Raw genomic sequence first — 14,604 nt, 5'->3', positions numbered from 1 at the left:
GCGAAAAGTCGTTAGAAGCGATGGTTTATTTCCAGTCAGTCCACTCGTGGTCACGCGGAAGGCTGATGATTACTGCTTTGTGGTTGTCGTTTTGAATTTGTAATGTGGCCTTGTCTCCATAGACCAATTGAAGTTTTTCTCGAATACTTCGTAACCCATACCCGCTGGCTATTTCTTCTTTGAAGGCAGGGCCATTGTCGTGAATCGTAAACAGAATATGGCTGGAAGTGCGTTCGATGCAAATTTCGATAATTCCGTGGTCAAGCAATTGCGAAATTCCGTGTTTGATGGCGTTTTCGACCAGCGGTTGCAACAAAAAACGCGGAATTTTTACGTCCAACAACGTTGGCTGCACGTCCACCTTAAATTGAAGTCGCTTACCAAAGCGCATTTGCTCAATGGCCAAGTACGACTTTACCACTTCCAATTCTTCCGAAATGCTGTGACTATACGCTTCTGAGCGGCCTGTGGTTGAGCGAAACAATTTCGATAGTTGAATCGTCATTTCTTCTGCTTTGTCGGGGTCTTGGTGTACGAGTCCTGCGATGCTGTTGAGCGAATTATATAAAAAATGGGGATTAATGCGCGCTTCGAGGGCGTTGAGTTGTGCCTTGGTTTTTAGCTTTTCGAGGTTGAGCAATTGGTACTCTTGTTCGGATATTTTACGGGTAATCTTCCGCGTGCGTTGCCAGTAAAATAAGTAAGAACAACTCACTATTTGGGGTAAACACAAGTAAAAAATGGTGGTTGATTTAAGGTTACTTGGCCAAGATTGTACAGGAATTTTACTCCAATAAAGAAGGCCAATGATGACTTGAAACGAAAAAACAAATAGAAAGGTAAGTCCAATGACGGTGAGGTATTTGGCCCAAGAAAAGTGAATTTTGGAGTCGAGAAAATGTATAAAAATTTGCAATGCTAACCATGCCCCGAGGCTATTGGCAATGTTGGAAAAAAAGATACCCGTAGATAGAACATTGTGTGAGCGAAAAAACTCCAACGAGAAATACACGACTCCGCTCAGTCCATATCCCAAAAACAAACAGAACAAAAACGCAATCAGCATTCCTTCAAGCGAAAAAGGTGAAGGTGTTCGCTCGTGATTGCTGGAAACTGAGGGCGGAGGCGTGACCGTAGTGGGTGGCGGAGGCGTGGGCGTATTTGGTTCAGTAAACGGGTGACGTGGATAGTCAGTAGGAACATACGAATAAGGCGCAGGGGCTGGCGTTCCTGACTGGTACTGCGACAGCGTAACCCGCCCTCCAAAACTCCGAATGGTAACGTTGGGGCCGCCACCGTTGAGTTTACCTCTTAAATTACTTCGGGACGAATAGCCGTTAAAGTCTTGAAAACGAGGGTGTCTTACGCGACCAGCGACCACTTCCAAATCCAACCCTTGGTGAAGCGGAAGTGCCACTTTGATGTTTCCGCCTGAGGTATCAAACCACGAATATTGATGAATCGACGTTACTTCGGCAGTGATATTTCCCCCACGGGTGCTGGCACCTATGTTGCCGTTGAGGTGTCTGAGGCGGACATTCCCGCCCGAGGTACTACATTCTAAGTCGCCCGTGATATTGGTGGCTTCGATGTTGCCTCCCCACGTACTTCCGTTGATTTTGCCTTTGTGGTTATGAATAATCACATTACCGCCTTTGGTGTCGGTGCGGATAGAGCCTTCATTGTCGCTAATGGTGACTTTTCCACCAAACGTGCTCAGTTCAATATTGCCCTGACAATGAGCTACTTCGATATTGCCGCCCATTGTTTTTCCAAGGTAGTTGCCTTCTGAATGAAGCAAAAGCAAATGCCCACCCCAAGTATCAAACTTATGGTTTCCAGAAAGGTGCTGGAGTCGAACGTGTCCGCCGTAGGTTTTGATAAACGAATGCAACGAGGGAGGTAAAAAGATACGAAATGACGTGCGGTGAAAATGAACCCAATTGTAAGGGTTAAAGTAATTGGGGCGCGCCGTGATTTTCAAGGATTCGCCTACGATGGTCATCACCAAAGGGTTGATGTCGGAAGGGAATTCGGTGATGGGTTCTTGGTACAAAAAAAGCGATAATAAGCTGCGTACCGAGGCAAAAACCTCTACCCGAATGGCGTTTTCGTCGTGGCCAATTAATTCTACGTTGCCCGATAATGTTTCCAATTGGAGGTATTTTAGCCCTTCAGCAGGATAAGTCACCACTTTAGAGGGTGTTCCTAATTCTTGGTCGGGAGTCAGTATGGTGCTCATCGTTGTTCAGGTTTACGTACCAAAAAGAGGGCTACCAATACCATAAAAACCACGGTGAAAGGCGTAATGCTAAGGTTTCCTAAAAACTGGATAACTCCCCAAGTGGTGGTTTTAGCAGCTATAAATTGATGCGATTTGAGCCAGTTGAAGAAGAACAGGTGGGTAAAAAGCTGGATGCTCAAATTGGTAACGGTGCCAATAATCATGATGACGATGAAGTTGACCGAAAATGCAATTTTGTTCCAAAAAATGTTCAGTTTGAGTTGTTTCCAAAGGAGCCCCCCTTCGGTAGTCATACGTTTTGGGAAAAGAATAATTTGTTTAACACCTGCTTGCCAAGAGCCTTGCCCCAAAACAAGTACGATTAATCCGAGGCGAGCGACGACGACAAGGACATCAATGAGAGAAAAAAGCCAAGGAGAAATAGCCCCAAAACCACCCCCTTGGGCCAATCGCCCAAAAGCCGCGATGAGGTTGAGAACGCCTATTTTTGCCCAATGTTGGTTGATAAACCGTTGCGTTTCTGAAATGAGTTCGGCGAAGCCGAGGTGAATGGCTCTGAGTTCCATGGCGGAGAGGAGGGGTCTGTTGGGTGATGAAATAATCATACGAGGTAAAAATAGCTGTTTTGATAACGGATACAAAGCTATTTTGCCTGTGTTGATTCTACAGGGTGATTCGGACAAACCTCTCAAAAATGGGAGTAAAAGGGAAGAAAATGAGGGTGAAAGTGAGCGAGGGGTATCGCTATGTTTTCTATGTGAAAAACTTAAATGTACTATGTGTTAATCATAGAGTAACAACCGTACTGTTACTTCTTTTATACCCATTTATACAGCCTTTTAAAAACAGATGAACACTACCCTTACTTCGCGTGTCCCGCTTATCGACGGGCTTCGAGGCTTCGCCCTTTTAGGTATCATTTTAGCACACTACATCGGATGGCACGGCGGCTGGTCGTTGCCCGAGGAAGTGAGCAAACCGTATCAATCGGACGTGCTCTCCCAAATTATCTGGACGTTTGATGGAATTTTAGTGACGGGTAAATTCTTTGCCTTTTTCTCGTTTTTGTTTGGGGTCAGTTTTGGGCTCATGCTTCTCCGAACCAGCGACCGTAAAGCGGCCTTTTTGGCTCGTTTTGCGTGGCGAATTACCCTTTTAGGTGGCATTGGACTGCTGCATCACTTGCACTGGCGGGGTGATATTCTGAGCATTTATGCCATGGTTGGATTTGGGCTTTTGCTTTTTGTCAATATTCCTGATCGATGGTTGTTGTGGCTTGCTATTGCTTTGATTATCAACGTGCCTGCGCGCATTCAGGATGCTTACATGACTTTTCAACACATAGACACGGGGGCGTTGTGGGGAACAATTTTTGACGAACCAGGCAACAAACGTTACCTAAACTTGATTCGGGCAGGGGAGTATCTGCCGTTTTTGGAAGATAACTGGGCTGCATTTCCCAAAAAGATGAAATTCCAAGTTCTGAGCGGACGTCTATACATCACTTTTGGCTTCTTTTTACTGGGCTTTTGGTTTGCGCGCAAGCAGCTCCTCCAGCAGTTTGATGCGCATCGCACATTTTTTCGGAAGTTGCTCATTTACAGTATTTCGGTGGTAGGGGTACTTCTTCTGATTGGCGTGGGTTTGCAAATGAGCGGTATTTTCAACAAAACCATTCCGATGTGGTTGTCAGTGCTACTTTCGATGCTCTACGACTTCATGACTGCCTGTATGGTGCTGTTTTATGTGGCAGGGGTAAGTTTTTTGTTGTCCAAAAAAAGCTGGAGCAAGGTACTTTCGTCATTGGCGGCCATCGGTAAAATGGCCCTCACAAGTTACCTTACGCAAACGCTCTTAGGCTTGTTTATTTTCTTCGGATTTGGGCTTAATTTGCTTGGCAAAGTGTCGCCAGCGGTTGGGTATTTGATTGGAATTGTAGTGTTTTTAGCTCAAATTGCGTTTAGTCAATGGTGGCTTGGACGCTTCCGTTATGGCCCCGTCGAATGGCTGTGGCGCTCCTTGACCTACTTAAAAATTCAACCTTTTCTGAAATCTCGCTAATGTTCAATTTTTGTACCTCGAAATAAACAACCTTTCCTATGAATAATTCCTTGAAAATCCTGTCGGCAATGGCCTTAGGTGCTTTTTTGGTGAGCTGCAAGTCGGAATCAGATCAGCCGAAGCGAACGTCTTTTTTTGACGTAACGGGCATGGATTCAACCGCCAAACCCACCGATGACTTTTTTCAATACGCCAACGGTGGCTGGATGAAAAATACCCAAATCCCTGCCGACCAAACGGGATGGGGGTCGTTTTATACCTTGTATGAAGATAACTTAGCTAAGCTTCATACCATTTTGGAAGAAACAGCCAAAGGCTCGCATACGAAAGGGAGCTTGGAACAAAAAATCGGTGACTTGTATAAATCGGGCATGGATACTGTCACGATTGAGAAGAAGGGCTATGAACCCATCAAAGCCGATTTGGCCAAAGTCGATGGCCTGAAGAGTAAACAAGACGTTATCGACTACGCCGCCAGCCTTCCGTCTGACCCAGGCAGTGTGTGGTTTAGCCTATATGTAGGCAGCGACGAGAAAAACCCAGGCTATAATGCTTTGCAGTTTGCCCAAACGGGGTTGACGCTGCCCGAAAAAGATTACTATTTCCGCTCCGATGCCGAAACGAAGAAAGTACGTGATGCTTTCAAAAAATACGTGACGACACTTTTTACCTTGAGCGGAACCGATGCGGCCACGGCGCAGAAAAAAGCCGAAGGTATTCTCCAACTCGAAACCGAGATTGCTAAATCGCACCGTAGCCCTGTAGAATTGCGAAACCCCGAAAAAAACTACAACAAGTTTGCTACCAAAGACCTCGCAAAAGTGACTCCAGGCATTGGTTGGGTAAAGTTGGTGCAAAAAATGGGCGTAAAAACGGATACGGTCATTATTGGCCAGCCCGACTATTACCGTGGACTTGACCAGTTGTTGGGAAAACAGTCGATGGAGGTTATCAAAGACAAAATTCGCTTTTATATTTTGACAAGGGCGGCTTCGTCGTTGAGTAAAGGTTTTCGGGATGCACAGTTTGAGTTTTACGGAAAAACCCTCAATGGTCAGCAAGTGCAAGAAGCCCGTTGGAAACAAATTACGAATGCTGTTGATGGCGGTTTGGGCGATTTGTTGGGGCAGATTTTTGTGAAAAAATACTTCCCGCCTGCGGCCAAAACGCGCATGGATGAGCTGGTAAACAACCTCCAAGTGGTGTATGCCGACCGTATCAAGCGTTTGGATTGGATGAGCGATTCGACCAAGACCGAAGCGTTGAAGAAATTGAACTTGTACCTCAAGAAAATTGGCTATCCTGATACGTGGAAAGATTATGCAGACGTAGAAATTGTGGCGGATAATTATTACGCCAACGGGCAGTCGATACGGGCATCGGCGTTGAAGCGCGACTTTGCCAAAGTCGGAAAGCCCGTGGATAAAACTGAGTGGGGGATGACAGCGCCTACGGTGAATGCGTACTATAACCCAACGTTCAACGAAATTGTGTTCCCAGCGGGCATTTTACAATTCCCGTTCTTTGATAACGATGCCGACGATGCCATCAATTACGGGGCCATTGGGGCGGTGATTGGTCACGAAATGACCCACGGTTTTGACGACCAAGGAAGCCAATATAACTACATGGGAATGCTCAAAAATTGGTGGAAACCAGCCGATGCCGACCGTTTCAAACGCAAAGCGCTGGTGGTGGTGAAGCAATACAACAGCTACACGGTGTTGAACAATGTCCACGTCAACGGAGAGCTTACGTTGGGAGAGAATATCGCCGACATCGGCGGGCTTTCGATTGCCTTTGAAGCGTTCAAACGTACCAAACAAGGTCAAAGCAACGAGAAAATCGACGGGTTTACGCCCGAACAGCGCTTTTTCTTAGGATTTGCGCAAGTATGGCGGATTAAGAATCGTGACGAAACATTGCGCACCCGCATTTCGGTGGATCCTCACTCGCCCGAACATTTTCGGGTCAACGGGCCGTTGTCGAACATGCCTGAGTTTTACAAAGCGTTTAACATGAAGCCGACCGATAAAATGTATCGTCCTGATAGCGTTCGGGTAAGCATTTGGTAACGGAAGAAAGGAAGTGTTTTTTTAATAGTTTTTAGTAGTATTGCATGAGATTCAGGCCGTACAGTACTTATTAAATCTAAAACATAACCATTTCACTAACCTTCTCTTTTATCTGTGAACTTACATCTTCGAGAAAAAGTCATTATCGTTTCAGGCGGTGCCAAAGGAATTGGCGAAGCCATTGCGCGCACCTTAGCCGTAGAAGAGGCCATTCCTGTGATTGTGGGGCGTAGTGCAGCCGACAATCAGGTGGTTATCGAAAAAATAGAAGCCTTGGGCGGCATGGCCTACGGCGTTGAAGCCGAACTTACTGACCCTGCCGAATGCGAAAAAGCCATTCGGTTGACGGTAGAGCGCTTCGGTCGGATTGATGGTTTGGTCAATAACGCAGGCGTCAACGACGGTGTAGGACTTGAAAAAGGTAGTTATGAGGCATTTATGGCTTCGCTGCACAAAAATGTCGTGCACTATTATTTGTTGGCACAACACGCCCTTCCGTATTTGATTAAAACCAAAGGCCCGATTGTGAACGTCAGCTCGAAAGTGGCCGAAACAGGACAAGGAAATACGTCGGCTTACGCCGCCGCCAACGGCGCTCGTAATGCCCTTACGCGCGAGTGGGCGGTAGAATTGTTGAAATACGGAATTCGGGTAAATGCGCTCCTTGTGGCTGAATCGTGGACGCCGCTTTACGAAAAGTGGATCAAAACACTGCCGAACCCAGAAGAAACCCTCAACGAAATCAATAGCCGTATTCCTTTTGAAAATCGAATGACAAGTCCTGAGGAAATTGCGAATATGGTCACCTTCTTATTATCGAAAAAATCGAGCCACACCACGGGTCAACTTATCCACGTGGATGGCGGCTACGTGCATTTAGATCGTTCGATTATTAAGCATTAGTCCTAGACCTTCTCGAAAGTTTTGAATCTTCCCGAAAGTTCAAAACTTTCGGGAAGATGATTTCTAACCTTACAAATAACCCTAAACTTCATTTACTAATTTATTGATGAAAAAAGCCCCTTTACTTACCGCCAAGTACGTCCCGACGTACGCCTTTGTGACGAGTCTTTTCCTTCTTTGGGGGATTGCCATTACGATGGGAGACTTATTGAATCGCCGTTTTCAGACGGTTTTGAACGTTTCTATCGCTGATTCTGGCTTGGTTCAGTTCTCGATTTTTGGTGCCTATTTCGTGATGGGAATACCTGCGGGGTTGTTCATGAAAAAGTACGGATACAAAAACGGCGTACTTCTTGGCCTTGGCTTATATGCCATCGGGGCGTTTTTATTTTATCCTGCTGCTGAGGCTCAGTCGTTCGATTTCTTTCGGTTAGCCCTTTTTATTTTGGCGTGTGGATTGGCCACACTCGAAACCGTAGCTCACCCTTTTTCGGCGGCATTAGGTCACGAAGAAACGTCTGAACAACGCATCAACCTTTCCCAAACTTTCAACGGAGTAGGGGCGATTTTGGGGCCTGTGTTGGGGTCATTTATCATTTTGCGTAACGTCCCTACAGGCGACGTCGTTCATGATTTGGCGCCTGTGAAATATTTGTATATTGTGATTGGTGCTGTGGTACTTAGCGTCGCCATTGCGTTTTCGTTTATCAAAGTACCGCCATTGACCGAAGAGAGCGTTGAGACGGAAGAAGGAGCAAGTACTGGTCCTAAAAAAGGTTTGTTTGAGCACCGTCACTTTATTTGGGCGGCCATTGCTCAGTTTTTCAACGTGGCAGCACAAGGCGCAACTTGGGCGTTTTTTATCAACTATGCTGTCAAATACATGCCCGACATGACCGACGAAAAAGCGGGGTATTATTTCTCGTTTAGCATGGTATTGTTGTTGGCAGGTCGTGCGGTAGGTACGTTTTTGATGCGTTTTATTAAGCCTAATACGCTTCTTGCTATTTTTGCAGCAGCCAACATTGTGTTGTGTTTGATTATTTCTCAAACCTGGGGGTGGGCGTCGTTTATTGCCCTAATGATGCTTAACTTCTTTATGAGTATCATGTTCCCAACGATTTTTGGATTGGGCCTTCGCAACCTTGGCGAGCACAAACAACGCGCGTCGTCGTTTATCGTGATGGGAGTTGTGGGTGGTGCGGTTTTCCCACCTATCATGGGGAAAGTAGCCGACATTGATGTGGCTCAATCGTACTTGACACCGATCATTTGTTACGTCGTGATTTTGTTGTTTGGCTTGGTTTTCTCGAAGCCTAAGAACTAGATATACGCATCCATAAAAAAGCCTCAGATTCTCGGTAGTCTGGGGCTTTTTTGTTTCCTGTTTTTGGTTTCGTATTTCCTGTTTTGTCATACCGACGAAGGAGGTATCTAATTCGGGCGGGTTGTGAGCAACCCTTAGCACGTTAGCACATTTGTTCAAATTTGTTGTAATTTAAGCTGTTATTCATGTAATTTGAACTTTGGAAATTCAAATTGCATGAATAATGATTGGAAGAAGCTTACAACAGGTTATTCAAAAATCACTTAGTTTTTTTCCTGCTATAGGTATTTTAGGGCCACGGCAAGTGGGTAAAACTACTTTGGCGAAGCAATTAGTAAGTGATTTAAAGAGACCCTTTTTATATTTTGATTTAGAACTACTAGATGACTATCAAACCCTTAGCCAAAATGCGGCATGGGTTATTGATACTAACCGTGAAAAAACTATTATTATTGACGAAGTACAACGGCTGCTTCCTATTTTCCCTCAGCTACGAGGACTTATTGACCGTGACCGACAACCGGGTAGATTTATTCTTTTAGGTTCGGCATCCCTTCAGTTTTTACAGAAAAGTTCAGAATCGTTGGCAGGTCGTATTGCCTATCACGAACTTATGCCTTTGCAGATTGAAGAAGCACAATCTACTCAGATTTCAGTGGCAATGTTATGGTTTAGGGGAGGATTCCCTGATGCTTTATTAGCGCCAAGTGACGATTTCTGGTACCTTTGGCAACAAAATTTTGTCAAAACGTATATTGAGCAAGATTTATCCCAGATGGGCATCAATGCTTCATCTGTTTTGCTTGCCAATTTCTTGAGAATGTTGGCTCACAATCACGGTGCTTTGCTCAATTATTCTACGCTTGCTAATTCACTTGGTATTGCTCACACAACAGTACAACGTTATATTGCCATTCTCGAACAAGCGTACATCATCAGGAGACTTGAACCATGGTTTGTAAAAGCTTCTAAACGTATTGTTAAGAGCCCTAAACTTTATTTGATAGATAGCGGTAGTTTACACTTTCTGCACGGCCTTCGTACGCAATCGCATCTTTTTCAACATCCTATAGCGGGGGCTTCTTGGGAAGGATTTGTGATTGAGCAAATCATTCGAAGGCTTAAAAATGGCGTTTTCCCTTATTTTTATCGCACTTCTAATGGTGCTGAAATGGATTTGGTATTGGTGGAAGGTATTCAGCCAATTGTATCCATAGAAATTAAACTTTCACTTAGTCCTGCTTTAAAGCGAGGTTCAACCGAATCGGTGACGGATTTGGGTACTTCTCATAATTTTGTAATCACTCCTCAAGGGGGAAATTTAGGCATACGCCCCAATTGGATTCATTGCAACATTGAAGAGGCAATAAAACAACTGCAGAATTTAGGATTGGTCGAAAAATAGTTTAGGCGCACGTTTAGGGCGTTCGTACGATAGCGAGGCGTTGGAGAAGTTCACGGTGTTGGTTTTCGGGAAAAGAGATTGACGTATCTCGATTGGTCATAAAAAGTTGGCCTTTCTCAATCCGTTCGATATAATCTAAGTTGACCACCAGTGAGCGCGATAAGCGCTGAAAACCTTGAATCATAAAAAACTGCGCCAAGTAGCCCAAATTCATCGAAAATATCAACGGTTTGGCCTCTCTCACTGTGTGTACTTCTACGTACGAACCCGCCGCTAATAAATACATGACTTCCTTTTTGTTGACTTTAATGTATCCTTTTCCTTGGTCAACGGGCAAAAATAGAGAAGGCGAAGTATGTGGGTTAACAAGCGTTGTGTGCTGTGCTTTGTAGTTGTAATAGGCAAGCTCAATCTGAATTGCCAATTCTTTGTGGCGAAATGGTTTTAGTAAATACGCAGCAGGACGCGTCTCTTGGGCTTGGGTAACGATGCTAGGGTCGTCGTGGGCAGTCAAGTAAATAACAGGCATCGGGCTGATGGCAATCATTTGTTTGGCAATCATAATGCCCGTGTCTGCCGTCCCCTCCAATGTGATATCAAGCAGTGCGAGGTCGGGCAGTTGGTGCTTGACCACGTTGAGCGCTTCGCGGGAGTTACGGGCTTGCCCTACTATTTCGTGACCAGCTTCTTCGAGGGTTTCTTGGATGGATTCTGCCATCACAAGGTCATCTTCAACAATAAGAATTTTTAAACTTTTCATGGTAAGTGGTAATCTGGTAGTGGGTTAGTTATACTTTAAATTTCATCAAGAATTGTGAGCCATTATTTATTTCAAAATTGAAGGTAGCATAGAGTTGTTCTGCTTGAAGTTGAATCAACCTCATACCGAAAGAGGACTTTCGGGTGATGGGCTGTGGGGGAATAAAACCAGGGCCGTTGTCGTTGATTTTTAATGTCCAAGTACGGTTCGACTGTTCGCAGGCAAGTGTCCAATGGGGTGTTTCGTGATCAGCGAAAGCGTATTTACAAGCGTTGGTGAGCAGTTCGTTGACAATAAGCCCAATGCGCATGGCGTGGTCGATGGGTAGGTACAGCGAATGGGCGATGTGTGTATTAATTTGAACGTGCTGATAGCCGAAAGTTTGTAAGCCTATTTTGACGATTTCGTTGAGGAAGTCGTGCATCTGTACCTCTCCGAGGGTTTGCCCGCTGTAGAGTGTACGTTGGAGTGTTGACATGACCTCAATTCGCAGCTGGGTTTCTTCCAAGATACTTTTTGTAGCATCATCGGTGAGTCGATTGAGCTGGAGGTTCAACAAACTCGAAACGAGCTGAAGGTTGTTTTTAACGCGGTGATTTTGTTCTTGAACGAGGGTAGCATTAGACTCACTGAGGCGCTGGTTTTTGACAGAGATTCGGTAAAAAGCGATACTAGCGGCAAATGCACCTACCAGTAAGACGGCTAAAATTCCCACGAATCGTTGTTGATTTTGCTGGCTTTGTTGGCTGAGTTGGAGTTCGCGTTGTTTGGCCTTCAGTTCGGCTTCTTTTTTCTCGGTTTCGTATTCGATACTCAGGCGGCTTATGGCACCTTCGCGGTCGGCGCGGAGTTTTTGGTACTCAGCGCCGTGTACCCGTTGGGTATAGTCAAAAGCCTTTTGCCAGTCTCCGATGGCAGCATAGTAGTCTTGGTAAAGCGCATTTTGACTGGTTTGAAAGGTTCTATTTAATAGATGGGGATGATTAGGTAATTTTGCGGCATCTTTTTCAATTTCTTGAATGAGTAATTTCGTTTTATGGAGTTGTTTGAACTGAAGGCACGTTTGGGCTAATTGTAATTTAGCAACGATAATTTCGGAAGGTTTCTGCTCTTTAATGCAAATGTCAAGGGCTTTGTGGTGGTAGTCAATGGCTTTTGGGTCATTTCTTCTTCGTAATTCAGTGCCTAAATTAATCATAATGGCGCGTACATCCATGGGCTTGCCATACTTTAAGAGGAGCTTTTCTTTTTTACGTAAATAATACAGTACACTGTCGTGGTTGATACGAGGATAAGTTATGTTTTTTCCTCCCTCGGACCAATCTATTTCATGAATTGACTGTACGGAACTGTAGGCCAATGACAGTGCCTTGGTAGAGTTAATACGTTCGGCTACTTGTAGTGCTAGTTGCGCATAACGATGGGCATCTTTATAATGAAAAAGCATTTTTTCGATTTCAGTAAGGCGATAGTATAGGCGAGAGAGCTCAAACGAATCTCCGCGTTTTTCTTGGATTCGGAGGGAGCGCATAAAATAACGTTTAGCGGTTAGATAATCGCCTGATGCCTCATAGATTTTACCGTAAAGGTACCATCCTTCGGCGAGTTGAATGGTGTCTTTGGTTTTAAGGGCATTTTTAATGACGGCATTGGCCCACTGCACCTTGTGGGGTTGGAGAGGTAGGAATTGGGGGGATTGGGCGTGGACAGTACGCCCAACGGCACTCATCATTACAAACATGATAAACGCCTTTGTAAAATAGCCTGTTTGAATGTTTAATATAATCTTACTCATAGGTATAGCAAACGCCATGCCCCCTGACATTTGCCTTGCTAAAATAACCGATATTTATTTTTTAAGGATAAAAACTTATCGAACGGTAAACAGAAAATGTACGTATATAAGTGTTGTGGAATTATTTCACAAGAGATATAGGCTGTTTCACAAAGAAAAATGAAGTTTTTGTAAAATTAGTAACCGATTGAAGTGCATTGGCAAAATGTCTTTTGTGCTGGGTATCTTAGCTGTAGCATCTGCAAAGCCAATAGAAGAGCTAAGAGAATTAGATGTGCTTATTTAGTTAAAATAACACCCCCCCACCCTCACAAAACAAACCCCCATATCCATAAAGAAAAATCCCTACTTCGTAAAGTCGTGCTGTTAAGTATGCCAAAGATTTTGGAAATTGTACCAATCGTACTAAACCTCCACTCCGAATATGATGCACGGTTTACAAATTCCTAATCAGGCCAATAAATTATGGATTGCTTCCGATGAAATTGTTGCCTTACGAAGTGTGCGTAACTATACCGAAATCATCCAAACCAACGGGAAAAAGTTCCTGTTCTCAAGAACCCTAAAAATTGTCGCCCAACGACTCGCGGCGAGCGAGCAATTTTTTAGGGTCAGTCGAGGGTGTTTGATAAACCTAAAACAAGTTTCGCATTATTGCCAAATCGACCTTTCGTTAGAAATACACTTGTCTAACGGAGACGTGGAGGTTGTTTCGCGCCGCCGACAAATGGATTTTCTTACAGCATTTTCGAAAGTCAATAAGGCAAGCTAGGCCAAACTAAGTTCCAAAATTTCGCCCACCACCTGAGGCGTAATGTCGGCACGCTCGCCAAAATTCATGCCCCGGGCTTCAAAACGTTGTACCACTTCGGTGACGGTACTAGCTGGAATAGCATACGAACTAGCTTTGGTAGGAATCCCCAACGACTCGTAGAAATCTGCCGTTTTTTGAATGGCTCCCGCCACTATTTCGTCGTCCGTGCCTGTCAATTGCCACACTCTACGTCCGTACTGGAGCAATTTCTCGCGCTTGCTATCTTTCTTAATCTCCAACAAATGAGGCAATACTACCGCCAACGTACGGGCATGGTCGATGCCGTGCAAAGCCGTGAGTTCGTGGCCGATTTGGTGCGTAGCCCAGTCGGTAGGAACGCCTGCGGCCAATAAGCCATTCAAGGCCATGGTCGCTGCCCACATGATGTTGGCTGCGGCGTCATAATCAGTAGGGTTGGCCAACATTTTAGGGCCTTCGTCGATGAGCGTGAGCAATACCGCTTCTGCCATTCGGTCTTGCATTTCAGCACGAACGGGGTAGGTCATGTATTGCTCCATGACGTGCGTAAACGCATCAGCAATTCCGTTGGCGATTTGGCGGGGTGGGAGCGAAAACGTCGTTTCGGGGTCAAGTATTGAAAACTGTGGATAAACGAGTGGGTTACCCATGCCTTTTTTCTCCTGCGTTTCTTGGCGACTGATAACGGCGTAGTAGTTCATTTCCGAACCCGTTGCGGGCAGTGTCAGCACGGCACCAATGGGGAGTGCCTTGGTAAATTTGGCACGGTTGGCCACAATTTGCCACGCGTCGGGGCCTTCAAAAGGAATGGCAGCGGCCATAAATTTGGTGCCGTCAAGTACCGAACCTCCACCTACGGAGAGCAAAAAATCAACGCCTTCTTGGCGCGCTATCTCAACCCCTTTCATGAGGGTTTCGTAGGTCGGATTGGCCTCAATACCCCCAAATTCTACTACTTTGTAGTTACTGAGTGCCGCTTTTACTTGCTCATATACCCCATTTTTAAAGATACTTCCTCCGCCATAGGTGAGCATCACTTTGGCTTGAGCAGGAATTTGTTTGGGGAGTTGCGCCATTTGTCCTTTTCCGAACAGGATGCGCACGGGATTATGGTATTGAAAATTGTTCATATAACAGAAAATTTATTCGACATGGCCTGATGTCTTTCTCTTCTAACTATGGGTTTCCTACTTTAGTTTCCAACATTTTTTGTATTATTACACCTGCAAAACCTGCTGCA

11 protein-coding genes are annotated in these 14,604 nt (G+C 45.0%); 6 read left to right on the top strand and 5 right to left on the bottom strand.

Going from position 1 to position 14,604, the window contains the following annotated elements; all coding sequences use genetic code 11:
• Positions 1 to 25: 25 nt before the first annotated feature.
• Positions 26 to 2,242, bottom strand: coding sequence for a histidine kinase (locus AC23P2_RS11070; RefSeq protein WP_487773249.1), 2,217 nt, complete (start codon positions 2,240 to 2,242; stop codon positions 26 to 28).
• Positions 2,239 to 2,850: a hypothetical protein gene (locus AC23P2_RS11065; RefSeq protein WP_487773248.1), complete on the bottom strand. Its 612-nt coding sequence runs from the start codon at positions 2,848 to 2,850 to the stop codon at positions 2,239 to 2,241. The genes AC23P2_RS11070 and AC23P2_RS11065 overlap by 4 nt, the downstream gene beginning before the upstream one ends.
• Before the next feature lie 244 nt (positions 2,851 to 3,094).
• On the opposite strand from AC23P2_RS11065, the gene AC23P2_RS11060 reads away from it, so the two are divergent.
• The 5 genes from AC23P2_RS11060 (at position 3,095) to AC23P2_RS11040 (ending at position 10,016) form a co-directional block, all read left to right on the top strand.
• The gene (locus tag AC23P2_RS11060) at positions 3,095 to 4,306 is read left to right on the top strand and encodes a DUF418 domain-containing protein (RefSeq protein ID WP_487773247.1); all 1,212 of its coding nucleotides are present in this window, start codon (positions 3,095 to 3,097) and stop codon (positions 4,304 to 4,306) included.
• Positions 4,307 to 4,344: 38 nt separating this feature from the next.
• Entirely contained in the window at positions 4,345 to 6,381 is a 2,037-nt protein-coding gene (locus AC23P2_RS11055; protein ID WP_487773246.1) for a M13 family metallopeptidase, read from the top strand.
• A gap of 114 nt (positions 6,382 to 6,495) precedes the next feature.
• Positions 6,496 to 7,284, top strand: coding sequence for an L-fucose dehydrogenase (locus tag AC23P2_RS11050; protein WP_487773245.1), 789 nt, complete (start codon positions 6,496 to 6,498; stop codon positions 7,282 to 7,284).
• A 106-nt stretch (positions 7,285 to 7,390) separates the two neighbouring features.
• On the top strand, positions 7,391 to 8,611 hold the full coding sequence (gene fucP / locus AC23P2_RS11045; protein ID WP_487773244.1) for an L-fucose:H+ symporter permease: 1,221 nt from the start codon (positions 7,391 to 7,393) through the stop codon (positions 8,609 to 8,611).
• A 223-nt stretch (positions 8,612 to 8,834) separates the two neighbouring features.
• Positions 8,835 to 10,016: an ATP-binding protein gene (locus AC23P2_RS11040; RefSeq protein WP_487773243.1), complete on the top strand. Its 1,182-nt coding sequence runs from the start codon at positions 8,835 to 8,837 to the stop codon at positions 10,014 to 10,016.
• Between the two features lie 13 nt (positions 10,017 to 10,029).
• On the opposite strand, the gene AC23P2_RS11035 is transcribed toward AC23P2_RS11040, so the two are convergent.
• Positions 10,030 to 10,776, bottom strand: coding sequence for a LytR/AlgR family response regulator transcription factor (locus tag AC23P2_RS11035; protein ID WP_487773242.1), 747 nt, complete (start codon positions 10,774 to 10,776; stop codon positions 10,030 to 10,032).
• 28 nt (positions 10,777 to 10,804) lie between these two features.
• Positions 10,805 to 12,571 carry a histidine kinase dimerization/phosphoacceptor domain -containing protein gene (locus AC23P2_RS11030; protein ID WP_487773241.1) on the bottom strand — a complete coding sequence of 589 codons (1,767 nt, stop codon included), beginning with the start codon at positions 12,569 to 12,571 and terminating at the stop codon, positions 10,805 to 10,807.
• Between the two features lie 424 nt (positions 12,572 to 12,995).
• On the opposite strand from AC23P2_RS11030, the gene AC23P2_RS11025 reads away from it, so the two are divergent.
• Positions 12,996 to 13,343, top strand: a complete 348-nt coding sequence (locus AC23P2_RS11025) for a LytTR family transcriptional regulator DNA-binding domain-containing protein (protein ID WP_487773240.1) — start codon at positions 12,996 to 12,998, stop codon at positions 13,341 to 13,343.
• On the opposite strand, the gene AC23P2_RS11020 is transcribed toward AC23P2_RS11025, so the two are convergent.
• Positions 13,340 to 14,494 (bottom strand): iron-containing alcohol dehydrogenase, encoded by a 1,155-nt coding sequence (locus AC23P2_RS11020; RefSeq protein ID WP_487773239.1) that lies wholly within the window; start codon positions 14,492 to 14,494, stop codon positions 13,340 to 13,342. The two genes, AC23P2_RS11025 and AC23P2_RS11020, sit on opposite strands and share 4 nt — an antisense overlap.
• Positions 14,495 to 14,604 lie beyond the last annotated feature (110 nt).

The organism is Runella sp. R0.1_18 (assembly GCF_057652155.1).
This window is presented reverse-complemented; position numbering and strand designations above follow the sequence as displayed.